The sequence below is a fragment of the Exiguobacterium sp. s128 genome (assembly GCF_018618815.1).
Lineage (GTDB): Bacteria > Bacillota > Bacilli > Exiguobacteriales > Exiguobacteriaceae > Exiguobacterium_A > Exiguobacterium_A antarcticum.
Map to the genome: position 1 here is coordinate 1 of NZ_JACSMT010000039.1, position 23842 is coordinate 23842.

The 23842-nt window shown below is 49.3% G+C and carries 29 protein-coding genes; 8 read left to right on the forward strand and 21 right to left on the reverse strand.

Going from position 1 to position 23842, the window contains the following annotated elements; translation table 11 throughout:
- A partial coding sequence (locus KNQ13_RS12565) for a helix-turn-helix domain-containing protein (RefSeq protein ID WP_214773236.1) occupies positions 1–281 on the reverse strand: 281 nt, incomplete at its 3' end.
- A 192-nt stretch (positions 282–473) separates the two neighbouring features.
- Positions 474–1778: a hemolysin family protein gene (locus KNQ13_RS12570; protein ID WP_026831292.1), complete on the reverse strand. Its 1305-nt coding sequence runs from the start codon at positions 1776–1778 to the stop codon at positions 474–476.
- Between the two features lie 291 nt (positions 1779–2069).
- Here KNQ13_RS12570 and KNQ13_RS12575 point away from each other — a divergent pair, with 291 nt between their 5' ends.
- Together KNQ13_RS12575 and KNQ13_RS12580 are read left to right on the forward strand one after the other, a co-directional pair.
- Complete coding sequence (locus tag KNQ13_RS12575; RefSeq protein ID WP_209548408.1) at positions 2070–2648, forward strand: TetR/AcrR family transcriptional regulator; 579 nt, start codon at positions 2070–2072, stop codon at positions 2646–2648.
- A 30-nt stretch (positions 2649–2678) separates the two neighbouring features.
- Positions 2679–3863, forward strand: coding sequence for an MFS transporter (locus tag KNQ13_RS12580; protein WP_026831290.1), 1185 nt, complete (start codon positions 2679–2681; stop codon positions 3861–3863).
- Between the two features lie 219 nt (positions 3864–4082).
- Here the strand turns inward: KNQ13_RS12580 and KNQ13_RS12585 are convergent, their stop codons facing one another.
- The gene (locus tag KNQ13_RS12585) at positions 4083–5156 is read right to left on the reverse strand and encodes a flavin monoamine oxidase family protein (protein ID WP_034774708.1); all 1074 of its coding nucleotides are present in this window, start codon (positions 5154–5156) and stop codon (positions 4083–4085) included.
- Positions 5157–5276: 120 nt separating this feature from the next.
- On the reverse strand, positions 5277–5453 hold the full coding sequence (locus KNQ13_RS12590) for a hypothetical protein (protein WP_162833765.1): 177 nt from the start codon (positions 5451–5453) through the stop codon (positions 5277–5279).
- Positions 5454–5669: 216 nt separating this feature from the next.
- On the opposite strand from KNQ13_RS12590, the gene KNQ13_RS12595 reads away from it, so the two are divergent.
- Both KNQ13_RS12595 and KNQ13_RS12600 read left to right on the forward strand, forming a co-directional pair.
- Positions 5670–5879, forward strand: coding sequence for a helix-turn-helix transcriptional regulator (locus tag KNQ13_RS12595; protein WP_014970328.1), 210 nt, complete (start codon positions 5670–5672; stop codon positions 5877–5879).
- Complete coding sequence (locus tag KNQ13_RS12600; protein WP_014970327.1) at positions 5876–6352, forward strand: DUF2178 domain-containing protein; 477 nt, start codon at positions 5876–5878, stop codon at positions 6350–6352. Before KNQ13_RS12595 ends, KNQ13_RS12600 begins: the two co-directional genes overlap by 4 nt.
- 4 nt (positions 6353–6356) lie before the next feature.
- On the opposite strand, the gene KNQ13_RS12605 is transcribed toward KNQ13_RS12600, so the two are convergent.
- The 11 genes from KNQ13_RS12605 to KNQ13_RS12655 form a co-directional block, all read right to left on the reverse strand.
- On the reverse strand, positions 6357–6773 hold the full coding sequence (locus tag KNQ13_RS12605) for a GNAT family N-acetyltransferase (RefSeq protein ID WP_236624435.1): 417 nt from the start codon (positions 6771–6773) through the stop codon (positions 6357–6359).
- 105 nt (positions 6774–6878) lie between these two features.
- Positions 6879–7382 (reverse strand): YusW family protein, encoded by a 504-nt coding sequence (locus KNQ13_RS12610; RefSeq protein WP_051004055.1) that lies wholly within the window; start codon positions 7380–7382, stop codon positions 6879–6881.
- 173 nt (positions 7383–7555) lie between these two features.
- Positions 7556–9217, reverse strand: a complete 1662-nt coding sequence (locus KNQ13_RS12615) for an FAD-dependent oxidoreductase (RefSeq protein WP_209548407.1) — start codon at positions 9215–9217, stop codon at positions 7556–7558.
- A 19-nt stretch (positions 9218–9236) separates the two neighbouring features.
- Positions 9237–10541 carry an arsenic transporter gene (locus KNQ13_RS12620; protein WP_026831287.1) on the reverse strand — a complete coding sequence of 435 codons (1305 nt, stop codon included), beginning with the start codon at positions 10539–10541 and terminating at the stop codon, positions 9237–9239.
- 31 nt (positions 10542–10572) lie between these two features.
- Complete coding sequence (locus tag KNQ13_RS12625) at positions 10573–10851, reverse strand: hypothetical protein (RefSeq protein WP_026831286.1); 279 nt, start codon at positions 10849–10851, stop codon at positions 10573–10575.
- A 5-nt stretch (positions 10852–10856) separates the two neighbouring features.
- A complete protein-coding gene (gene arsA / locus KNQ13_RS12630; RefSeq protein ID WP_034774704.1) occupies positions 10857–12614 on the reverse strand; it encodes an arsenical pump-driving ATPase in 1758 nt (585 codons plus the stop codon).
- A 13-nt stretch (positions 12615–12627) separates the two neighbouring features.
- Positions 12628–12987 (reverse strand): arsenite efflux transporter metallochaperone ArsD, encoded by a 360-nt coding sequence (arsD, locus tag KNQ13_RS12635; protein ID WP_026831284.1) that lies wholly within the window; start codon positions 12985–12987, stop codon positions 12628–12630.
- 105 nt (positions 12988–13092) lie between these two features.
- A complete protein-coding gene (locus tag KNQ13_RS12640) occupies positions 13093–13407 on the reverse strand; it encodes an ArsR/SmtB family transcription factor (protein WP_026831283.1) in 315 nt (104 codons plus the stop codon).
- Positions 13408–13427: 20 nt separating this feature from the next.
- The gene (gene arsC, locus KNQ13_RS12645) at positions 13428–13850 is read right to left on the reverse strand and encodes an arsenate reductase (thioredoxin) (protein WP_026831282.1); all 423 of its coding nucleotides are present in this window, start codon (positions 13848–13850) and stop codon (positions 13428–13430) included.
- Between the two features lie 51 nt (positions 13851–13901).
- Positions 13902–14171, reverse strand: coding sequence for a hypothetical protein (locus tag KNQ13_RS12650; protein ID WP_236624434.1), 270 nt, complete (start codon positions 14169–14171; stop codon positions 13902–13904).
- Positions 14161–14736 carry a GNAT family N-acetyltransferase gene (locus KNQ13_RS12655; RefSeq protein WP_209548406.1) on the reverse strand — a complete coding sequence of 192 codons (576 nt, stop codon included), beginning with the start codon at positions 14734–14736 and terminating at the stop codon, positions 14161–14163. The genes KNQ13_RS12650 and KNQ13_RS12655 overlap by 11 nt, the downstream gene beginning before the upstream one ends.
- A 186-nt stretch (positions 14737–14922) precedes the next feature.
- Here KNQ13_RS12655 and KNQ13_RS12660 point away from each other — a divergent pair, with 186 nt between their 5' ends.
- A complete protein-coding gene (locus KNQ13_RS12660; protein WP_026831280.1) occupies positions 14923–15681 on the forward strand; it encodes a bacteriorhodopsin-like in 759 nt (252 codons plus the stop codon).
- Here KNQ13_RS12660 and KNQ13_RS12665 read toward each other — a convergent pair.
- Entirely contained in the window at positions 15670–16170 is a 501-nt protein-coding gene (locus tag KNQ13_RS12665; RefSeq protein ID WP_209548405.1) for a hypothetical protein, read from the reverse strand. The two genes, KNQ13_RS12660 and KNQ13_RS12665, sit on opposite strands and share 12 nt — an antisense overlap.
- Before the next feature lie 107 nt (positions 16171–16277).
- Positions 16278–17984 (reverse strand): methyl-accepting chemotaxis protein, encoded by a 1707-nt coding sequence (locus KNQ13_RS12670; RefSeq protein ID WP_209548404.1) that lies wholly within the window; start codon positions 17982–17984, stop codon positions 16278–16280.
- Between the two features lie 160 nt (positions 17985–18144).
- Here KNQ13_RS12670 and KNQ13_RS12675 point away from each other — a divergent pair, with 160 nt between their 5' ends.
- Positions 18145–19197, forward strand: a complete 1053-nt coding sequence (locus KNQ13_RS12675) for a C45 family autoproteolytic acyltransferase/hydrolase (RefSeq protein ID WP_209548403.1) — start codon at positions 18145–18147, stop codon at positions 19195–19197.
- 55 nt (positions 19198–19252) lie between these two features.
- Here KNQ13_RS12675 and KNQ13_RS12680 read toward each other — a convergent pair whose 3' ends face one another.
- Genes KNQ13_RS12680 through KNQ13_RS12690 form a run of 3 tightly spaced genes read right to left on the reverse strand, consistent with a single transcriptional unit; the run spans position 19253 to position 21136 of the window.
- Positions 19253–19726, reverse strand: a complete 474-nt coding sequence (locus tag KNQ13_RS12680; protein WP_209548402.1) for a GNAT family N-acetyltransferase — start codon at positions 19724–19726, stop codon at positions 19253–19255.
- A gap of 19 nt (positions 19727–19745) precedes the next feature.
- Positions 19746–20333 carry a GNAT family N-acetyltransferase gene (locus tag KNQ13_RS12685; protein WP_209548401.1) on the reverse strand — a complete coding sequence of 196 codons (588 nt, stop codon included), beginning with the start codon at positions 20331–20333 and terminating at the stop codon, positions 19746–19748.
- A 50-nt stretch (positions 20334–20383) separates the two neighbouring features.
- The gene (locus KNQ13_RS12690) at positions 20384–21136 is read right to left on the reverse strand and encodes a VLRF1 family aeRF1-type release factor (RefSeq protein ID WP_209548400.1); all 753 of its coding nucleotides are present in this window, start codon (positions 21134–21136) and stop codon (positions 20384–20386) included.
- A 195-nt stretch (positions 21137–21331) separates the two neighbouring features.
- Here KNQ13_RS12690 and KNQ13_RS12695 point away from each other — a divergent pair, with 195 nt between their 5' ends.
- Positions 21332–22474 carry an AI-2E family transporter gene (locus KNQ13_RS12695; protein ID WP_251027447.1) on the forward strand — a complete coding sequence of 381 codons (1143 nt, stop codon included), beginning with the start codon at positions 21332–21334 and terminating at the stop codon, positions 22472–22474.
- Here KNQ13_RS12695 and KNQ13_RS12700 read toward each other — a convergent pair.
- Positions 22424–22990 carry a DedA family protein gene (locus tag KNQ13_RS12700; protein WP_209548399.1) on the reverse strand — a complete coding sequence of 189 codons (567 nt, stop codon included), beginning with the start codon at positions 22988–22990 and terminating at the stop codon, positions 22424–22426. The two genes, KNQ13_RS12695 and KNQ13_RS12700, sit on opposite strands and share 51 nt — an antisense overlap.
- Positions 22991–23044: 54 nt before the next feature.
- Here KNQ13_RS12700 and KNQ13_RS12705 point away from each other — a divergent pair, with 54 nt between their 5' ends.
- Positions 23045–23794, forward strand: coding sequence for a phospholipase D-like domain-containing protein (locus KNQ13_RS12705; RefSeq protein ID WP_251027448.1), 750 nt, complete (start codon positions 23045–23047; stop codon positions 23792–23794).
- Positions 23795–23842 lie beyond the last annotated feature (48 nt).

Sequence of the window (23842 nt, forward strand, 5' to 3'; positions counted from 1 at the left end):
TTCTTGAAGAAGCGGTCATACGCATCGGTCAGGTGTTTGACGCTCGATTGAAGCGAATGGCTATCGACTTCTTTCAGCCAGTCGAACTCCTGCTTCAGCATCGGGATTTCTTTCGAACAAGAACCGTAAGAGAGTCCTTTACCTGTCGCTTTATACGTCTCATCCCACTTCGCCAAGAAGTGGTTGAAGACGAAGCGCGAACAACCAATCGTCTTCGCGATGAGGATTTTCTGCTCTTTTGTCGGGTAGATTCTGAATTTGTAGGCCTTATGCTTCAACATGATTTTCACCTCCTTGAAAGGTATTATACCCGAAAGGGGGGGGGCGATTCACCTCCCACTTTCACTTCGTTTAGAAGTGGGAGTACTCTCGCCTAATTTAGATAGAACCGATCAAATCAACACTGACGACATCAGTTTCAGTTCATAATTCAGATGCAAAGCCGCCCCTTGACTCAAGGGGCGGCTTACTTGTTAGGATAACTGTTTCAAGACTAGTTTGACTTGCTGAATCTGATAGTTTTCGACATGCAACAGTTCCAAGTCATACGTTTCCGTCGCAAGTCGCTCACCAACTTGATAATCCGTCCCTTGCGCCTGGATGAATCCACCAATCGTATCGATTTCATCCGCATCAGCAAACGACAGATTAAACCGTTCTTCCAGGTCTGACAATAAGACCGTTCCCGCTATACGATATTCCGTCTTCGAAATCGTCTCGATGTCAGCTTGTTCATCTTCGTCGAATTCATCTCGAATTTCACCGACGATTTCTTCAAGCAAATCCTCCATAGCAATCATTCCGGCAGTCCCACCGTACTCATCGATGACAAGTGCGATATGGGAGCGCGTCACTTTCATCTTCAGTAACGTTTCCTGAAGCGGTGTCATCTCAGAAACGGCAGGAATCTCCTTCATATACTTTCGTAAATCGCGTTGCGTATCATTTGCTTGATCGGTCAAGACTTCCTTGACGTTGACGTACCCGATGATATGATCCTTATCAAAATCCTCAATGACCGGATAACGCGTGTATTGATTGTCCGTCATGATTTGTAAGACTTCCGGCCATGTCATGCTGAGCGACAACGTCGTCACGTTCATCCGGGGAACCATGATATCCTTTGTGACATGTTCGTCAAACGCAAAGACGTTTTGCATCAAAGCGAGTTCCGTCTGATTGATCTCACCGCTCTTAAAACTTTGTGACATGATGATCTTCAACTCTTCCTCTGAATGGGCTTGTTCATGCCCGGCCGGCTGAACGCCGAACAGACGAAGGAAGACACGGGCTGAACCGTTCATCACCCAGATAAACGGATACATGATTTTACCGAAGACATACAGCGCTGGTGCGAGGAGCAATGTCATGCGTTCCGCATACTGGATCGCCAGCGTCTTTGGTGCGAGCTCTCCGATGACGACGTGCAGGAATGTGACCGACACGAAGGCAATCGTGTACGACAGAATCGTCGATAGGGCTGCTGCGACACCAAACTCATCAAAGACCGGTCCAAGCAACTTTTCGACGGTCGGCTTCCCGAGCGCCCCAAGTCCCAGTGCCGTGATCGTAATGCCGAGCTGACAGGCTGACAAGTAGTAGTCCAGGTCACTGGCGACTTTTTTTGCCAGGACCGCCCCCTTGTTTCCTTCCTGAATCATTTGATCGAGCCGTGACATCCGAACCTTCACGACCGCAAACTCCGATCCGACGAAAAACGCCGTCAACACGATCAACAATACAAGCAACGCCAAATTCAATACCAACAATATGTCCAATTCATTCCCCTGAAACAGGGGGTCACCTCCGAGTAATATAATTTGAATCGCAAAAATGATTCCACAATCTAAAACCGTACAGTAGAACGTTATAGTTACAATCATAGCGGACGGTTTTCTGAATATCAACTGTTTTGCCTTTGGCAATGACATGATTATTCTGAATAATCTGGTTAAAATAGTAATGAAATGTGTAGGCGGAGGTCCTCTCGTGGCCTTTGGCTTTTTTTGTTTGACAATCGTTTTTAATCCGTTAGACTGTTAACTAACGACCGTTAGGAAGGTGAACACATGAAAGCTACATTATTACTCCACACCGCGCTGCGTCATTTTGCCCAACATGGTTATGAAGGAGCATCCCTACAGGAGATTGCGCAAGACGTCGGCATTAAGAAACCATCGATTTATGCCCATTTTCGGGGGAAAGACGAATTATTTCTCTCGGCGATGACGTATGCGCTTGACACGCAAAAAATACATCTTGCCACCTACTTCATCTCAACCCGGCATCTTTCACTCGAGCAGAGTCTGAAAGGTTTTTTTGAGTGGTTTCTTGAAGAAAGCACCCAAAACGATCAGTTGAAATTCATTTTACGAATCGCCTACTTCCCGCCCGTCAAACTCGAACGGGAAGTGACCGACTTGATCAATCCGTTTTTTGATTCGCTGCACCGCCACCTGACTCGGTTACTACGAGAACGGGACCGGACGGAACAGCTTCTTTTTTCAGATGATTATGCTAGTGCCGCCCTTGCCTACTTGACGGTGACGGAAGGCACGATGACGGAGTTCGTCTACAACGGTGTCGAAGCCTATCAACGACGTTTCACCGCCGTCTGGCCAATTTTTTGGCGGGGACTCGTCCGGTAACAAGTCAAATTAGAAACAGAGGATGGTAACATGCAAAATAACAAATTAATCTTAGGTACCTTATTACTCAATCTTTTCATCGCCTTTTTAGGCATCGGGCTCGTCATCCCCGTCACCCCGACGATCATGAACGAACTGGCTATTTCCGGTTCGACCGTCGGCTACATGGTCTCGGCGTTTGCCTTTGCCCAGCTGATTCTCTCGCCGCTTGCCGGTCGCGCCGTCGATAAATACGGTCGGAAACCGATGATCATCATCGGTCTGTTCATCTTCAGCATGTCGGAACTGTTGTTTGGTCTTGGTCAGACGGTCGAAGTATTGTTTGCGTCTCGGATTCTGGGCGGGGTCAGTGCCGCCTTCATCATGCCGGCCGTCACCGCCTTCATTGCCGACATCACGACGAATGAAACGCGACCAAAAGCACTTGGTTATATGTCGGCCGCGATTTCGACCGGTTTCATCATCGGTCCCGGCATCGGCGGATTTTTAGCCGACATCGGCACCCGCGTCCCATTTTTCTTCGCCGCAGCCTTTGGACTCGTCGCGATGATTTTGTCCGTCTTCACGTTACGGGAACCGGAACGCCACTATCATGAAACGTCGACGGTCCAACAGAAAACCGGGTTCCGGAAAGTTTTTTCACCACTCTACTTCATTGCTTTTATGGTCCTGCTGATTTCTTCCTTCGGACTCGCGTCGTTTGAGTCACTGTTTGCGCTGTTCGTCGACCGGAAGTTCGGCTTTACGGCAAAAGACATCGCGCTCGCGATTTCACTCGGCGCGATCGTCGGTGTCATCGTTCAGGTCGGACTGTTTGAACGCCTGACGCGTCGGTTCGGCGAGATTCGTCTGATCCGTTACAGTCTGATTGGCTCGACCCTGCTCGTGCTTGTCATGACCTATGTGACAAGTTACCTCTCGATTATTCTCGTGACGATGGTCGTCTTCGTCGGTTTCGACTTGATGCGCCCTGCCGTCACGACATATTTATCGAAAATCGCCGGAAATGAACAAGGTTTCGTCGGCGGAATGAACTCGATGTTTACGAGTATCGGGAATATTCTCGGACCAATCATCGGCGGAATCCTGTTTGACGTCGATCTCAACTATCCGTTTTACTTTGCGACCGTCATGCTTGCAATCGGCATCGCCTTGACCTTCGTCTGGCGGGAACAAGAGCCGGCTGACGAAGCCATCGAACAAAAAACATCGTAATGAACGAAGCCCGAACGTCTTGTGTATCCTAGTCGGAATACGCGAGAGGTTCGGGCTTTCTAATTTAATCATAAGCGTTAGTCGAAAACTTTTAAAAGCTTCAATTTCATGTTTTGTGAATAACGAGTAGTTTTCCTTCATTATACTAGATGCCCAATGTACCAAATGCACGGTGGACGGATGATATTTCAGTCATAACAGCTCGTCCCTCCTATTGGATTATATCGATTGCTCGCTTAGCCATCGTTCCACCGATTGCAACGCCCCTTCCAAGTGTCCACCGAATGTCGAATCACTTTCTGTCCCGAGCAGCGTGACATGTTCACGCCATGGCTCATCAAGGAGAATCGGTCGATACGCGGGGAAGTCTGTTAATGGATCAGCATCCGCAATCGTCGCGGTCTCCGGTTCATTTGCCCAGTCCTGATAAAAAACGGCAATCGGATGACCGGCTTCCTCTCCGAATAAACGGGTCATCTGCGCCACGGCTTGTTGCTTTAATTCCGCTTCGCTGAAAGCCTTGCGTTCTGATGCCGTCAGACGGAAAAATCCGAATAACGCCCCGGGTCCGGTCAGAGGGGATGCGTCATGGACTTCCTGCAAAACCCCTGACCAGCTGATGGCAAAACCGGACCGACCCGCTTGCCGCCAAAACGGTGTTTCGTAAACGACAACGACTTTCGCCTGTCCGGCCATCCAGGTAGGGGTTTCATCCAGTTGACGATGGACGGATTCCGGCAATTCTGGGAACCATGTGAATTGAGAAGCAATTCGGGGCGGAACGGTCAACAGGACATGATCAAACGACTGTTGCATCTGTCTCCCTTGATGCTCGATCGTCAGTTCGATCTGCTTCTTTTTCAAAATAGTAGTGATGCGGTGTGACAGACGAATCGTATCCGGAGCAAGTTTTCCGGCCAATGCATTCGGCACACTTTCCATTCCATTTACCAGTCGATGCGACAAGACCGTTTGCCCGTCCGGTAACTGATGTTGTTCCACTTGTCCCGGTGATCGTTCGAGCATCATCGTTCCTGCCGTCGCCTGGACGAGTGTCGGAAGTTCTAAATTCTCCACGAGCTTCGTCATCAACGATTCCGATTCCGGCCAATACCAGGTCGGTCCGAGATCAAAAGCATACGCTTGCCCTTCGTAAGACAACGTTTTGGTCAGAATCCGTCCACCAATCCGGTCACGGGCTTCAAAGATGGCCACGTCGTATCCCGATTTCTGCAGACGCCAAGCGGCATACAGACCGGTGATGCCGGCACCGATAATTGCGACTTGTTTCATGATAAGTTCCTTCTTTCCAGTGATTTCCTTCTCAGTGTACCGAAAAACAATTCGACCGCCTACTCTTTAAAATAAGCAAACAAAAAAACAGAGCGTCATCCGACACTCTGCCGCTCCATCTTAAGATGATTGCGCATGCTGCCAATCGTCTTCATCGAAGACCGACTGGACCCATTCTTGGGAGACAAATAATGATTTCGCGATGGCTTCGTCGGATTTCCCGAGTTTACGCAACGTATGGACGATTCGAATCCTTCGCTCCAGTTCACGTTCATCAGGCAACAATTCCGGCATCATATCGGCGCCTCCTTTCTCTCTCTAAGCCAACCATCCTCGTTTTGTGTTAGTTACCCGATTATCGGTTGAATATTCCGAAAATTCAAGGGTTTCGATGATTTTTGATAAATAGTCTAAAAAAAATAACAGTCTCATCACGCCGAAATGTAAAATAAACTTTACAAAATGTAAAACAGACTATACAATCTAAGTATCAATTATTAAAGGAGACCTGCGATGAAGCTGACCAATCGGGTTAAATCGTTGCGCAGCAGCAACGGATGGACACAGGAACAGTTTGCTCAGATGATCGGTGTCACGCGTCAAACGATCATCTCGCTTGAAAAAGGAAGTTACACGCCGTCTCTGTTGCTCGCGATGCAAATTGCACGGGTATTCGAACGACCTGTCGAATCGATTTTTTATCTAGAGGAGGAATCGGAATGAAACGTGTCATCATTCAATCGTGTTTGAACATTTGTATGTATTTTTTGGGAGCTGTTTTCATTAGTTCGATTCATGATCAACTAAATGTTTTTCAAAATGACCCGCTCAACGGCACCGGTTTTAACCTGACACTGGACCTTTCAATTATTCTTCCCGTTTTATTGGTCGCAATCGGTCTTTCAATCACCGGCTACTGGATGCGGACAGATCAGAAAAGTTCTTTTTCCAAGTGGTCGTCGTCGACGACGGAGTTTTCTGATCAAGATGAACGGGAAGAAGTGATTACAGGAAAAGCAACTCGTGCCTCATATGTGACTTTTTTAATCACTTTACCCATATTAATGATTGGCTTTTTATTTGATGTTCCGCTGATGTCGGTATTTCCAAACTTTGCGTTTTATGCCATTGCACTCGTCTTAACAGCAGGAACCTTTTCCTATATGACAGCCTGGGTCTATCATTACCAACGCTAAAAGCTCATAAATACTTGACGAAAAAGTACTGGGTCTGCCCTTCCGCCGGATGATCGGCGAGGCGACCGTACTCTTCAAACCCGAGCTTTTCATAAAATCCCGGTGCCTGAAAATTGAACGTATCGAGTAGAATCTTACTGCATGATTTCTCTTCGGCAATGGATTCGATTTTTTCCATCAACTGTTTTCCAACACCGCCTGTTCGGTTTTCCGGGTCGACCCACAAAAAGTGCACCTGCAGATGATTCCACATATAACTTGCCGTAACACCGCCAAGGAGCTCTTCCTCTTCGTCCCATGCCAAAAAGCAATAGGTTTCCGTTTCTGTATAAACTGACGTCGGAACATGCTGACGATTGTAGGCAATCAGCTGTTCCCGGATCCATTGCCCGTCTTCCGTTGTACCGATAGTAATTTCCATCATCCACCCCCCCGATTGAAAAATTTTACATTCTCATCTCATGATAACACGTCAATTTGAATATTTTGTCAAAAGAAAAAGAGGAGCCGCTTGGCACCTCTTTTTTTACTTCATGAACTCTTTTTCCGTACCATTGGCAAACTCAATCTCGACTTCAAGCCGGGTCGCATCCTTGATGTCAAATACTTTCTCGATTTCTGCAATCGCGTCATCATTTGACGTATTGGCATCCATGTTGAGTTCGTCGAGCTTCGGATCAAGGATCTTCATCGCTTCATTGCCTTGAGACCGTTCACCGTCCATTTTGTAATCTGCTTCCGTCCCGTCATTGTCCCGGTCGTAACTGATGTCGACCATATCCATCATATCTGCCGTGTCTGCCTCGACCGACAGACTGACGAATCCGTAATCCTTGTCGGCATTTTCCGTCACCATATCTTGATCTTGTGTACCCGACGAATCATCCTTCATCGTGCTGTCATCATTCATCGAATTATCATCCGTCGTGGTCGTTTCTTCAACTTTTTCCGTTTCCTGATTGTCCGAGTTGCCACATCCTGCCGCGAACAAAGCTAACCCAAGAACCGGTACGAGGTACGTTTTTTTCATTTCATGCCCCCTCTCTTTTTTTGACTATCCCCGAATGAAAAAGTTGATAATCGTTTGGATATGCGCGCTGTTTATCCATTGAACAAAAAAATAGGGCTGACTTTTGAGTCAACCCCGATCTTTTCAACCGTAATTTCTTACCAGTCATTCCCTAGAACCCGCATGCTGTCGAATCAGTTTGCCAGACATTTCTTGATGTGTTGGTAATTCTTATTCCCGCCGGATAAGTTACAGACATCCGTAAATCCAAGATTTTTTAAGACGTTTTGAGCGGCGTTTCCGGTCACCCCTTTGTTGCAATAGACGATCGTCGGCAACGTCGGATCAAGTTCCTTCGCCCGTGTCCGCAGTTCACCGAGCGGAATATGAATCGCGCCGTCGACATGATTTTTTTCGAACTGGGCTTTCGAGCGCGTATCGATGATTTGGAACGACTTGCCGCCGGCGACCTGTTCCATCAATTCATTTGGCGTCAGCAAGCGTGCTGTTTTTTTGATCGCATTGTCAAGTGCCATCCCGGTATAGAGAACCGGATCCTTTGTCGTCGAAAATGGCGGCGCATAGGCGAGATCGAGATGGAACAGATCCTCTGCTTTTGCTTTGAAGGTGATTGCCGTCGCGAGGACATCAATCCGCTTGTCGACCCCTTGCGGACCAACAATCTGTGCTCCGAGTACCCGTCCCGTTGCCCGGTCAGCAATCGCTTTGATGACCATCTCTTTTCCACCCATGTATTCCGGGCGATCCGGTTTGATGTTATGGAGAACTTCGATATCATATCCGGCTTCCCGCACTTCTTTTTCCGTCAAACCGGTCTGTGCGACCGTCAAATCAAACGCTTTGAAGATACCGGTTCCAAGAATCCCGCGGTGTTCCGCTTCTTCTCCGGTGATGACCATACCGGCAATCCGCCCCATCTTGTTGGCGGTCGAGCCAAGCGGACGGTAAATCGCTTCCCCGGTAATGACAGAGAAACTTTCCGCGACGTCACCGACGGCATAAACATCGGTCAGATTCGTCTGCATCTTCCGGTTAACGGCAATTGCACCCGTCTGACCCATCTCAACACCAATCTGTTTTGCGAGTTCGGTATTCGGTTTAACTCCGACGGACAGGATGACGAGGTCTGTTTCAATCGATTTGCCGCTCTCGAGCGCAACTTCCGTGACGCGTGACTCTCCGTTGAATGCCGTCACCGATTCACCCAGTAACAGGGAAACCCCTTTGTCTCTTAAATGATCGGCAACCCGTTCTGCCATGTCACGGTCAAGCGGCGGCATGACTTGCGGCAGACGTTCGACAAGCGTCACCTGAATTCCGCGGTACGTCAACTGCTCGGCCATTTCAAGACCGATGAAGCCGCCGCCGACGATTGTCGCCGTTTTCGGATCATGGGCGTCGATGTACGAACGGATCGCATCGGCATTCCGGACATTCCGGACCGTGAAGACGTTGTCGTGATCGACACCCGGGAACGGCGGAACGATGCTTGACGCACCGGTCGCGAGCACCAGGGTATCGTACGTATCCGTCAATCGCTCGCCTGTCGCTAAATTAACGATGGTCGCCGTTTTCGTCGCATGATCAATCGATTCGACTTCGTGCCGGGTATGAATATCGATGTTATACCGTTTTTTGAAGAACGCGGCATCGCGCGGTGTCAATTCGTCAATGTCGGCAATCTCACCGCCGACGAAGTACGGAATCCCGCAACCGGAATAGGAGATGTCCTGATCGCGGTCGTAGATTGTAATCTGTAAGTCTTCATTATTCCGGCGTGCTTTTGCGCCGACCGATGTCCCGGCGGCGACGGATCCGATGATCAATAATTTCATGTGCATTTCCTCCTAAAAATCAATAAAGTAACAAGCTGATGTATAACCCGAGTAACGTGATGGTCAGTGTCGGAATCGTTAGAATCGTTCCAATTTTAAAGTATTGTCCCCAACCGATTTTGACACCTTTTGAGCGCAAAACGTGCAACCAGAGTAAGGTCGCCAGGCTGCCGATTGGTGTAATTTTTGGTCCAAGATCGGATCCGATGACGTTGGCATAAATCAAGGCTTCCCGAATCGTTCCGGTTGCTTGACTGAGATCAATCGCCAGCGCATCAATCATGACGGTCGGCATATTGTTCATGATTGATGACAGAATGGCGGCGAGGAAGCCCATCCCGAACGTCGCTGCCGCGAGATTCGTCGCGAAACCATCAATGACATCGGCGAGAACTTGCGTCAATCCGGCATTTTGGAGACCGTAGACGACGATATACATCCCAAGCGAGAAGAAAACAATTGCCCATGGTGCGCCGGCGATGACTTTTTTCGTCGGTACACTCGGTGAACGACGTGCCATTAACAGGAAGAATAAGGCGATGACGCCGGCAACCAAACTGACCGGAATCCCGATGAGGTCACTCGTAAAGTAGCCGACGACAAGCAATACAAGCACCAGCCACGATAACTTGAACATCCGGTGATCCTTGATTGCCGCACTCGGCGCGACGAGTTGTGTCACATCATAGGTCTTCGGAATACTTTTCCGGAAGTACAGATACAAGACAAGCAGACTGCCGATGACAGAAAAGACGTTGACGAACACCATCCGTGAGGCGTATTCCGTAAAGCCGATGTCAAAGAAGTCGGCCGAGACGATATTGACAAGGTTTGAGACGACAAACGGTAGACTTGCCGTGTCGGCAATGAAGCCCGAGGCAAAGACATACGCCAAGACAACATAATCCGGTAACTTCAGATGCCGGACCATCGCGAGGACGATCGGCGTCAGAATCAAAGCAGCCCCGTCATTCGCAAACAAGGCGGCAACGACGGCACCAAGCAGTGTCATGTACACAAATAGTTTGACACCGCCGCCTTTGGCGATCCGTGCCATATGGAGTGCTGCCCATTCAAAGAAACCGATCTCATCCAATATCAAGGAGATGATGATCAGGGCGATGAAGGTAAACGTCGCGTTCCAGATGATGCCCCAGACTGTCGAGACATCATCCAGATTGACAACGCCGGTCAGTAAGGCAATCAGTGCCATCCCCATCGCGGAGTAGCCGATGCCGAGACCTTTTGGTTGTTTGATGATTAAAAATAACGTGATCAGGAAAATCCCGATCGCAAGTAGATGTGTGCCGGTCAATGCGTTCACTTCATTTCTGTATTAAATTTCGAATTTCCGTTTAACAATTTGATGCGCCGAGGAGGACGATTTGCGGACCCTGGTCCGTCTCTTCCAGCGCAAGCGTGATGCCATGACTGACATCCGTTAAATTCCCGTCAATCGCAAGTGCCAATCCGTCAAAGTCTTTAACTTGATCACCGGTTTCGCCGGCACCGAATCCAAGTCCGAAGCTCGGTCCGCAACAGCCTTGTCCGGCTTGATAGAGACGAATGCCGGGTTCTTGTTCGTGTTCTACTTGTTCTTTTAGGTACGTGACTGCTTCAGGTGTGATTTGCATAGAATTCATCCTTTCGAAAGTGCGAGTAGGTGGTGATATCCGGAAACCGGTTCGGGTTGCCAGGCTACGACAGCCATCTGTTGGCTCAATCGGTCGACTTCTTCCAACCAAGGGCGTTCCGCTTCCGCTTTATGACCGAGAATCGGATCATGCGTTGCCGTCGCGGCAAACGATTGATTAACAATCCAGGCCATCGGCTCAATCCCGGCACGCCGTAAATCTTCCTGGAGACGACCGGCTTCAAAGACGGGTGTCGCTTCTGCCAGTGTCGTGATGATGACGTGCGTCCGGTTGGCGTCACGCAGTTGCGGCAATAACGTTTTGACCGCTTCCGGTACATCTCCGGTCGCCCGTTCCATTTCCTGATGGTAACTTTCCGTCGCGTCGAGTAACAATAACGTATGACCCGTCGGTGCCGTATCGATGACGACGTATCGGTCGTTTGCCCGGGCAACCGTATCGCCAAAGGCGCGGAAGACGGCAATTTCTTCTGTACAAGGCGATTTTAAGTCTTCTGCGAGTAACGCGTGGGCTTCATCCGTCAGTTCACCCGCTGCTGCGTAGACTTGGTCCGTATAACGGTCAATTTCAACCTTCGGATCAATCCGGCTGATTTCAAGATGCCGGTTTGCGTTCGTCTCAATCGTCAGTTCAAGGTGCGCCGCCGGGTCCGTCGTCGTCAGAACAACGTCGTGTCCCCGTTCCGTCAAAGCAATCGCAATCATCGAGGCCATCGTCGTTTTTCCGACCCCGCCTTTCCCCATCGTCATGATGACACCTGGTCCAGCTGCATCCAGTTGATCAATCAAACGAGATAACGTCGGGACGTCGATTTGCTCCCGCTTCATCGATTCCAACGGATGTTCGGTTACCGTCAACCAGTTGCGGAGCTGATCGACACCAATCAAACTTGTTGGCGCATAAGGTAAACTAAACAACGGGACTTCTCGTAAAAAAACATCCGGTAACGTCGCAAGCGCTGCTTGCTGACGATGCAAAAAGGCCTGGTAATACGTATCGTGACTCGTTGTCACCGGCAATATGCCGTTGACAATCAAACGGGCATTTTGAATCCCGAGCGTACGCAGTTCCTGATAGGCGTGGGCTGCTTCCGTCAATGTGGATGACTCCGCCCGGGCGACCAGAATTAAGGTCGTCTCTGCCGGATCGGCCAGCAGCTCTGTCGCTTCTTTATACTGTGACTTCTTCTCCGTCAACCCTGCCAGCGGACCGAGACAAGACGTGCCGGTCGTGTTCTCATCGAGGTAGACGTTCCAAGCATTTGGCAGACTGAGCAAGCGTAACGTATGTCCCGTCGGTGCCGTATCAAAAATGATATGATCGTATGTCTGTTTGGCGTCAGGTGCTGCCAACAATCCGGTAAATTGATCAAAGGCGGCGATTTCGACGGTACAGGCACCGGACAATTGTTCTTCCATCGACCGGACGGCCGTATCCGGCAAAATCCCCCGGTACGGTCCGACGACCGCTTCCTTATAATCCGCTGCCGCTTGTTCCGGGTCGAAGTTTGCGACGAACAGGTGCTCGACCCCGGGAACAGCAGCCGGTTCTTCTGTCAGTTCCATCTTAAAGACATCCTGGAGATTGCTTGCCGGATCCGTCGAGACAAGCAGTACGTGTTTCCCGAGGTCCGCCAGTTCGATCGCGAGAAGGGATGCGGTCGACGTCTTGCCGACGCCGCCTTTTCCGGTCAAAAACAAGTAACGGGTCAATTGTAGGCCTTCCAGAGTTAACGGTTCCATCTTCGTCACGTCCTTATTTTAGAGTCAGGCGAACTTTCGGTTTTTGACCATCAACGACTGCAAAACTTTTTTCTTCTAATCCTGTCAACTCCGCGATTTCCGCATTCGACAAGTAGCCGCGGCGACGGACGATTGCACCATCCACAAGCGTGATCGGCAAAATGTCGACTCCGTCCGTGATCGCTTCCTTGATCAATGAATTCAAGACGAACGCAGCCGGCTCATTCGCTAAATTAAACCGTTTAATCGGATACCCCTGTTGTTTCAAGGCATGGACGACCGTCGCCATCCGGGTCAGTTCCGGATCAATCGAAGGTCCGCATAAACCGGTCGGGCAACACATCGCCGGATCATAAATCTCAATTTCCTTCATCTTCAATCAGCTCCTTCTCTTTATATAACCAATTCGTTATATATAATATAACCTTATTGTTATGTGGGATGCAAGGGAAACTGTCCCCCATTGCTAAATAACCTCTCAGCAACTTTTGTTCGGAATCGCCGGCAATTCCATTGCGTTCAAAATCGTCAGCAGTAAGTCATGCTGCGGATGATCCGGATTGATTCGAAAATGAATCCATTGCCGTTCACGCCGCTCCAGGATGATCTGCGACTGGCGTAATAGTTTCAAGTGGCGACTGACGGCGGGTTGTGAGATATCAAACATCTCAACAAAATCACAAACACAATGTTCCCGGACGTGCAATCGTCGTAAAATTTCAAGACGTGTGCCATCGCTGAGCAGTTTTAAGAACTGACTCATCTCGTCGACACGGTTCGTTGTCTCGATCATAGATGATCCTCCTTTCAATTTCAGTTACTTGCGTCTTCTTTGGCAAACCGTTGAATTCGTTCCCCGATCTGATCACGGACACGTTGGAAAACAGCCCATTGTTCGGCTTCCGTCCCAGTCGCGCGTGCCGGATCATCGAATCCCCAATGTTCTTGGCGGACATGCGGAGGAATGACAGGACAATTATCACGCGCATCCCCACACAACGTCACGACGATTGTTGCCCGCTTTAAGAGATCCAGATCAATCAAATCGGACGTTTGCTCGGAAATATCAATGTCCTGTTCCTGCATCGCCCGGACGGCTTTCGGATTCAAGCCATGTTGTTCAATCCCGGCTGAATAGACGTCCCAGTCCGGCAAATACTGTTTCGCAAACCCTTCCGCAAGTTGGCTCCGACATGAGTTTCCTGTACAAAGAAAATAGATGACTGGTCGTGTCATAGTTTGCCTCCTTCGCTGTTTATATAACGATTGTATTATATAACCTCTTTGTTATTCAAGTTTTTTGGGGGCTTGTCGCTTGAAAAAGCGTGGATACAGTTGATTGACGATCAAAAAGTACAGGATGAACACGGGAAAGAAAAAATTGATGAAGTCGCTCAACTCATCCGTACTTAACCAAATCGATTCATCATACATCAAACGTCCTGATGCCGTGATTGAGACCGGATGCGTCGCAAGCGTCAAACCAATCAAGACAAACAGACAGACACCGAGATCATTCAGCCAGACTTGGGTACTGCCATTTGAATTACGAAACATGTCCGGTGTCTCCTTGTTGAATCAGCATGGCCCAGTCGGGTTGCAATAAAGAAAAAATCCGCCCGTCGTGCGACGTCTCCCCCTGATAGAGATAGCCGCGCAACACCCCTTCTTCTTCAAATCCAAGCCGAGTCAGCAGCTCGATCGAAGCTCGATTTTGTAGAAACGTCACCGCACCCATGCGGTGTAATGCAAGTGTCTCAAACGCATATTCCAAAACAGCTTGAATCGCTTCTGCTGCATAGCCATACCGCCAGTGAGCAGGGTCAAGCTCAAAGCCGATTTCCGCCTTTTTACTGTACAGACTGAGATGATTTAGACCAAGCGTCCCGATGAACGTACCCGCTTCCCGGATGACCATACCCCAGCGGATTCCTTGACCGCTGTCATACGTCTGTTTAAACGAGTCAATGATGTTCAAGGCATCGGATGTTTCACGTAACGGATCCATCCCGTAAAAGCGGGTGACGTCTTCATTCGACAAGATGTGGAAAATGGCTGGCGCGTGCTCGGGCATTACCTCAATGAGCTGTAAACGTGTCGTGTCTAAAGCGGGAAAAGTCATTGGTATTCCTCCAGTTACTGTGTTGGATTTTTTCGTCTTGAATGCTTCAAAATTTACGTCTAACTTGTGTCTTTTGAACAGGAATCGGCACATTTGCTAACGATTGAGACAACTTGTTCTTGCGTCCATCGCTCTATACTAAACATATAGAAGCGCGTGTTTTGTGTGATGAAGGAGTGAATGTTCATGGAAGAAGTCAATTTACTCGTCCTTGCCACGCAGTATATGTTTTGGGTCGGTTTCGTCGGAATGGCCGCTGGGACACTCTACTTTTTAGTCGAACGGAATTCCCTTGCACCGGAATACCGATCCACCGCCACCGTCGCCGCACTCGTCACCTTTGTCGCTGCCATCCATTATTATTTCATGAAGGACGCCGTCGGAACGTCCGGTCTGTTATCGGAAATCGATGGTTTCCCAACAGAAATCCGCTACATCGACTGGCTCGTCACGACGCCGCTGTTGCTCGTCAAGTTTCCCTTGCTGCTTGGTCTGAAAGGTCGGCTTGGCCGTTCGTTGTTAACGAAACTGATCATCGCCGACATCATCATGATCGTCGGGGGCTATATCGGGGAATCGTCGATCAACATCGCCGGCGGTTTCACACAACTCGGATTATGGTCGTATCTGATCGGTTGTCTCGCCTGGATTTATATCATCTATCTGCTGTTTACGAACGTCACGAAAGCTGCTGAAAACAAACCGGCGCCGATTCGTGATGCACTGTTGAAGATGCGCTTGTTCATCCTGATCGGTTGGGCCATCTATCCGATCGGCTATGCCGTCACGTTGTTTGCGCCGGGGGTCGAAATCCAGCTCGTCCGTGAACTGATCTACAACTTTGCCGATTTGACGAACAAAGTCGGGTTCGGTTTGATCGCCTTCTTCGCTGTCAAAACGATGTCGACCATGTCATCGCAAAAAGGAAAGACGTTAACGTCTTGACTGAACTTCTGAAACAGTTTCGCCATCAGGCGGGACTGTTTTTTCCGTTGATGACTGGTTTTCCTCCAAGTGCTTAAAACTATCTTGATCATTTTTGGTTGAAAATCCGACGAACTCCACGTTTTCTTTATCATTTACAGCGTATGTATATACGGCATCCGGTTCATTGGCAAAGACGACGTCGATTTTATACGGATTGAGATGCTTATATTGTTCTTCCCAATAAGGAACAGTCATTGTCGTCCAACGTTCACCCGGATAGTTCTTCTCAAGATACGTCCCGACCTGCTCAGCATTGCTCGCACTTCGTTGATCAAGATAATACGGATAGATCATCAGGTAAGCTCCATACGCGATACAGATGACACCAGCCAGGCTAAACGTCAGGACGCGTCCTCTCGATTTCGTTTTTAATTTCATGCCCAACACGATGATTGGAATCACGACAGCGAACAACATCATGGCTTCAATGATTTCATATGGTCCCATGTCGATAACCTCCTTTTCACTATTGCTATATATTACGGTTTCGTCTTAAAAACCCCTGCTTTTTCCATAAAAAAACAGGTATCCGCTGGGGATACCTGTCTGACTCCTTACACTTGAAAGCGGCTCGATAACCGTTTTAAATCGTCGGCCATCGTCGCAAGCGATTGCGAAGCCGATGAAATTTCTTCCATCGAGGCCATCTGTTCTTCCGTCGAAGCGGAGATGTTTTCCGTCCCGGCAGCGGTACTTTCCGTAACTGATTGAATCTCACGCATGACGGCAGCAATCTGCTCACTGCCGGCCGCCATTTCCTGAACGGCACCGGAGACTTCTTCGACCTGTCCGGTCACTTCCCCGATTGACTGTTCGATCGCATTGAACGACGCACTGGCTTCCCCGGCGACTTGAATGCCGTTCGTCATCTGTGCCGTCACCTTTTCCATCGAGACAACGGATTGTTCCGTTTCGCGCTGGATGACTTGAATCAAGCTTTCGATTTGTTTCGCAGCAAGGGCCGACTGTTCCGCAAGCGTCTTGACTTCCGCTGCGACAACGGCAAATCCGCGTCCTTGTTCACCGGCCCGGGCCGCTTCGATGGCGGCATTCAGTGCCAATAGATTCGTCTGTGCGGCAATGCCCGTGATCGAGTCCGTGATCTGCCCGATTTCTTGCGACCGGTTTCCGAGGCCGACGATGACTTGACCCAGTTCCGTGAAGTCGGTGTTGATCCGTTCCATCTGCTGACCAAGCTGACTGACGACTTGTCCGCCGTGGGTGACTTTACTCATCGCGTCACTCGTCGCGTCCGTCATCTGTTGGGCGTTTCCGGCGACTTGGCTGACGCCTGCCGTCAAGTCCTGAACGGTCCGTGATGCACCCGAGACTTGGTTTAACTGTTGACTTGCACCACTTGCGATCTCTTCCATCGTCACAGCGACCATTTCTGTTGCTTTGGTCGTCGCTTCCGCATTCGTACTCAATTCGTCCGATGCTGTCGCGACATGTTGTGACGTATCCGTCATCTCGATGATGACTCCATGTAATTGTTCCGTCATCGTGTTGAAGGATGTCGTCAATTGACCAAGCTCGTCTTTCGACACGTAATCGCCGCGAACAGTCAAATCACCTTCACCGGATTGTTTCATCCAGCCTTGGAGTGAACGAATCGGTTGTGTGATCAGACGCGTGATGTAAAGTGCGAGACTTACGAACAATAACAGGGCGATGACAAAAATCCCAAGCATGATGTAAAACGCCGTTTGTTGTTCCTGCTGGTTCAACGCATTGATGTCTTTTGCTTGTTTCGTCATCGTCTTCATCAAACTTTTCGCCGAGTTCGCGACGTTCTCCCGAACTTGCTCCAGGTTCTCTGAATAACTCTTATAGGCATCTTCATTTTCATTTCGTGAGGCAAAGTCTTGAACCATACTCATCCCATTATCATAGGCCAGTACATTATCCTTTAAGATTGCCAATTGTTTGCTTGATTGTTCCGTCAGCTTAGCCGTACGTTCGTATGTATCTAGAGACGACCGGATTTGGGCTTGACGTGTATCAATTTCGCCTCCCAATTCTTCGATGCGTTTCGGATCCGTCGTTAGAATCATTTCGACCAGAAACGAGTCGAGTGCCCGCGTATCGATCCGGATTTGAGCGACTTCCTGGACCGGCAACAGATTTTCCTGATACATCGCTTCCGACGCCTTTGACATCTGATTCAAGAAATAAAGCCCGGCGCTTGCCAGTAAAATCATGGCGATGATCGCTGTCGCGATCAACAGTTGAATCTTTTTTCGTACCGTTAAATTTTTCATCTTCTCATCCCTCCACCTCCTTTATCGGTAACTTATTCAAATTATTCAGTGTTTTTTCATGATTGGTATGAGCAATGTGTTGCTCCAAGCCCTTGGTTACGACAGTCGATGTCCATTTCGATATAATCAGAATCATACAGAAACCAAAGGAGTGAAAGCTGTGCAGTCTGTGTCAAACGAAATCACACAGTTCCGTGGGACCCATTACGAGTTGGGTCGCGAACAAGGCCGTTACGTCAAACGGAACGAACTGCTTCATAACCGCGAAGACAATTGGAAGATTCGTGTTCCACGTTTTCAGGTCGATCCTGTCGAGACAAAAGAGATGTTTTTGCGATATGCCCCCCACATCTGGGACGAATTACTCGGCTTACAGGACGAACTCGAATTATCCCTCGCCGATACGTTGCTCCATTTTGGTCACTACCGGGTCGAAGGACCGAAAAGTGGCTGTTCGATCATGACCGGCGATAATTTCCTCGTCCGAAACTACGATTATCACCCGATGACATACGACGGACGGTTGTCCGTCTTCCAACCGACGGACGGCGGTTCCGCCATTATCGGACCAGCGTCCCGCGTCACCGGAAGGATGGACGGGATGAACGAACATGGTCTCGCGATGGGCTATAACTTCATCAACCGCCGTCGTCCGGGAGACGGCTTCGTCAGTTTCATGATCGGGCGCATCATCCTCGAGACATGTACGTCGGTCGAAGACGCGATATCACTTGTCAAAGAGATGCCGCACCGGGGTTCGTTCAGTTATGTCGTCCACGACCAATCGAACCGTTCATTCGTCATCGAAGCCACGGCACGGGACATCGAAGTCCGCGAGACGAACCTCTGTACGAATCACTTTGATTTATTGCAACACGAAAATCGTTTCCATCTCGACGACTCGAAACGACGGATGATGGAACTGAAGACCCACCAGCATCTGATCCAGGATGCGGAATCGGCGTTCCGGCTACTGAACGACTCCGATAAAGGTGTCTTTTCCGACTTGTACAGTCACTGGGCAGGTACGATCCATACGTCGGCCTATTTCCCGTCCGACATGAAAGTCTGGTTCGCCCTTGGCGGTGATCAGGAACCGGTTGAGTTTGACTTTAAAGACTGGCTGGCCGGTAACGACTTTACCTCGACGCACATCCACGGCGAAATCGAGACCGATATCCAGTTCGCCAATACCCTTCAGACATGGCGCTGAAGACAGTAAAACACCTCTACTGGTCCGGAAAACGGATCGCAGAGGTGTTTGTTTGTCAGTTCAATGTTTTGGTCATATGTAAATCCGTCGTAATGAATCCTGTCGTTTCGTAGAGATGAATCGCACGGGCGTTGTGCGCGAAGACATGTAATTTGATTTTTTTGATGTTCATCCGTCGTGCGATCTGTTCGAGCATCTCGATCGCTTGCCGTCCATAGCCTTTTCCTTGATGACCCTCTTCGATTTTGAAATCAAAGATAAAGGCCGTCCGCCCATGCGTCGATTCGCTTACTTGAAACCAGATCATACCGACGGACCGATGTTCTGCATCGTCAATGATGGAAAACAGATAATGCTGTTTCGTTTGAATCCCGTCCGGTAACAATTGGGCGTACTCCGCCGCCGAACGATCGACCGCTTCGACCTCTGCCCATGTCCTGGCCTTGACCTTCTCCTGTGCATACTCCTTGATCGCTTCCGGTAAATACGCTGCGTATGCCGTTTCCGACATTTTTTCAAATTTAACCATCGTCCCTCTCCCTTTCATGTCAGTTCGAGCGGTGGCTCGCTTGCCGATCAGACCTGATTGCGGCATATGACCAATCCCGTGCGAGCATGGCGTAAACCGCAATATCATGATACGCCCCGTATAACTTCTCCGCATCCCGGAGGATTCCTTCCTGCTGATACCCGAGGCGTTCCGGAATCTTTCGGCTCCGGTTGTTGCCGACCGCACATTCGATGACGACCCGGTTCAAGTCGAGCGTCGTAAAACAATAGTTGGTGATGAAAGCGACGACGGTCGTCATCAACCCTTGCCCGCGCCCGTTCCCGGTCAAATAATACCCGATCGAGGTTTGGCGTAACTTCTGATTAATTTCGTGTAAGGCAATCGTCCCGACCAATTCGCCCTCAAAGTAAATCCCGCAGGCAAATCCGTTGCCGTTCGCATAGTCCGTTAACCACGCCGGAATGATCTCATCCCGGTATACGTCCGGTCCGGTCGCCCCGTCGACCCAGCCGAGCCATTCCCGTAAGTGTTCCCGGTTGGCGTCGATCAAGGCGTAGAGCACATCGGCGTCCTGACGTTCGATTAATTTCAGACTCAGTTGGTCCGTGATGTGCTGCATTAACATGTTTCGTCACTCCCTATGTACGTCTAAAGCTATACTTTAGACGTTTACACTCAAAATACCTGCTTAAGAATCTGTTGATGGCTCGATTGCGACAAATTTTTATGAATGACTTCTTTTGGTTTTGTCGTTAACGCCTGTTCGAGGAAGTTCGCTTGCGAGCGTTCACCGATGACGATGATCTGTTCCCAACCGAGCGACCGGTTCAGTTTTTCGACCTCACCGGACAGTTCCCGGTAAAACCGTTCCGCCTGTTTTTCGACCCGGTCCCGGAAATCATCGGTTTGACTGCTGCTTGAAGCCCCACTCCGGCTGCTTCGTCCTTGATAACGCCGCCATTGTCCGGTATCGAGATCCAGTTCGTAGTCATGGGTCGCGTCGACCTCACCCAACCGGACGTCAAGGACGGTTGCCGAATCAAGGTTCGTCAACACGATACCGGTTCGTGGGAACTGTTGATTGAGCACTTCGAGCTGATTGAGATTTGGTTTTGGATGATAAGTGATTTCATCCGTCACATCGAGTTGCAGGAAATAGACTTCATGCAATGAATCATCGCTCGAAACAAAAGCAACGATGCTGCGCAGTAAACTCGTCCGCTCGTTATTGATTGCTTGTTCGAGTTTCGTAAAAGCCGATTCGACATCTTTTTTATTCTCCTGCTCCGTCAAAAGACGTTTTTTCTCATTCCGTAAAATCGTTTCCCATTGATTCCGCTTATCCGGTGCCGTGCTGAGGTACACTGACAAGATGTGCGTCGAACCGTCAAAATCCTTTAGCCGTTTGATATCTTCTCCAAGCCCCATGATAATGCCTCCCTTTAGTAGATGAATGAAGCTAAAATACCAATAAATAGAAGTTAGTTTATGATTACCCCATTTTTCAAGCAAATAACAATTAGATGTGAAAAAGCACATATCTTTCAGACTTTTCACGCTATTTCCAGCAGTTTCGGGGAAAGGATACAACATGCCACTTATTTTTCGAGGGAGGAGATTGCATTGTCCGGATTGATTTCCAATCGTTCCTTTCGTATCGGTCTCTTCATTTTATTGATGCTCGGCATCATCTACATGGCACGCCAGGTTGACTTTCTTTTTTACCCGCTACTGATCCTCTTTACGACCATCTTCACGCCATTCATCATTGCCGGAATCCTGTTTTATCTGTCGGTCGGGATCGTCGACTCACTCGAACGGCGGCTCGGCTCCCGTAAAATCGCCATTCTGCTCGTCCTGCTGTTATTGCTGGCCATCGCCATCCTGTTTTTAGTGACCTTGTTCCCGCTCATCACGAAGCAACTTTTTGCCTTCATCAATGCCGTTCCCGGTTTTGCTGAACGGCTCTACCGCCAATCGCTGTCTCTCTACGCCAAGTATGGGACGTCGATCCCTTCGCTCGACAATCAGTTTTCAACCGTAGACAGCTCGATGAAAAGTGCGACCGCACTTCTCGGAAATGTTTTTTCTTCAATTGCCGGTTCGCTGGTTTGGCTGATCCGATTGATTGCGTCGACCGTCTTTACGTTATTCATCGCCGTTTTTTTATACGTCTTCATGCTGGTCGACGGAAAAAAATTACCCAATGCGCTCGTCCAGTTCATTCCCTTATCCTATCGACCGGAAGCCTTACTGATTTTAAAAGACATGAACGGAACAATCCGCTCCTATGTCCGGGCGCAACTGATTGTCTGTACGTTCGTCGGGAGTCTCGCGACACTTGTCCTCTGGTGGCTTGATATCCCCTATTTCTTACCGCTCGGTCTCTTCATCTTTGCGACGAACATCATTCCGTATCTCGGTCCGTTTTTAGGAGCAGCCCCTGCCGTCCTGATTGGTTTTTTAGATGAACCGATCAAAGGATTGTATGTCATCATCGGTATTACGGTCGTCCAACAGCTCGATGCGAACGTCATCTCTCCACTCGTCCAAGGGAAATCGCTGAAGGTCCATCCGATTACGATTACAGTCGTTCTGCTTGTCGCGGGACAACTTGCCGGCATTCTCGGGATGTTGCTGGCTGTTCCGTTTTACGCCGTCGCAAAAGTCACAGTCCTGAATGTGATGAAGCTCGCGCAATTACGCAAGACGGCATTACTTGCGGACAAACCGGTCCCGAATCCGGTCCCAGAAGAACCACACTAAAAAGAGACCCAGCGCGAGTAGACCCGGCAGGAGCAAAACACCACCGTGCGTCGCCCACCACACCGAAAAGCGATTTAGTAAACCATAGGCACCAAGCCGATTGACGAGTACCGTCCAGAGCAGGCCGTAGACGCCGGTTCCGGCTAACGTCACGAGGACATACGGACGAAACGGGTAGGCGAGTAAGCCCGCCATATAATGAATCGGACGTCGGATACCGGGCAGAAAAAACGACATCGCGATGGCGACCGTCCCTTTTTCCTGTAAGATCACTTCCGCCTTCGCCAGATGTTTGTTCGTCAGCAACCGTTGAAAAACAGGCAATTCACGAAAAATCCGGGGAATGCCGTAAAACAGATTAAAACACACGAAACAAGCTGACCAGACCGATAGGAAAATCAGGAGGAGTGCTTGGTCTTCGCGCAGCCAACTGCTGATTTGGCGGATGACCAGCAAGTCATCCGAAATCGGGATGAACAAAATACTCGAGATGAACCGGATCCATTCCGACAACATGATGTTTCCCTCCTCATCACAACCACTATTTCTGAAAACGAGGTGTTCGTATTGATGGACTATACCCTAATTTTGACGATTTTGCTCTACATCGTGTTAATCGCAAACATCGTTGCGGCGATTGCCATCCTGTTTTTTGAGCGGCGTGATGTCAGTGCGACCTGGGCCTGGTTGATGATCTTATTTTTCTTACCTGTGATCGGTTTTTTGATTTACTTACTGTTTGGCCGTTCTTTGAAACAAGAGACGTTTTATCACGTCCCGGAAGAACAACGGGCAGCTCGGGAACGGCTACTGACGGAACAAACGACGGACACGATTTTACCCGGAACCCCGCTTCATCCGTACCGGAAACTCATCGCGGCGAATCGGACGTCCGGCGCCCTGTTGACGGAAGCAACCGATGTCCGGACGTTGTTCGACGGTAACCAGAAATTTGATACGCTGGTCGCTGATATCCAAAGTGCCCAAGTAGAAATCAATATCCAGTATTTCATCTTAAAACGGGATCCGCTCGGCGACCGGTTGTTAAACGCCCTCTTCGAACAGGCAAAACGTGGCGTCAAGGTCCGGATTCTCTACGACGCCGTCGGCTCCTGGAAACTGAAAGCGAAGGATTTCGCGGCCTTCAAACAAGACGGCGGTGAAGTCCGGTCGTTTTTCTCTTCGCCGCTCGGCATCTTCAACCTGCGTATCAACAACCGCAATCACCGGAAACTCTGTACGATTGACCGGCAAATCGGCTATATCGGCGGGTTTAACGTCCATAGATGTCAACTTAAGAAAATGACTAACTTCTTTTGAAAGATGGTATGGAATACTAACCCTACGAGAGGAGTTTTTTATATGCCA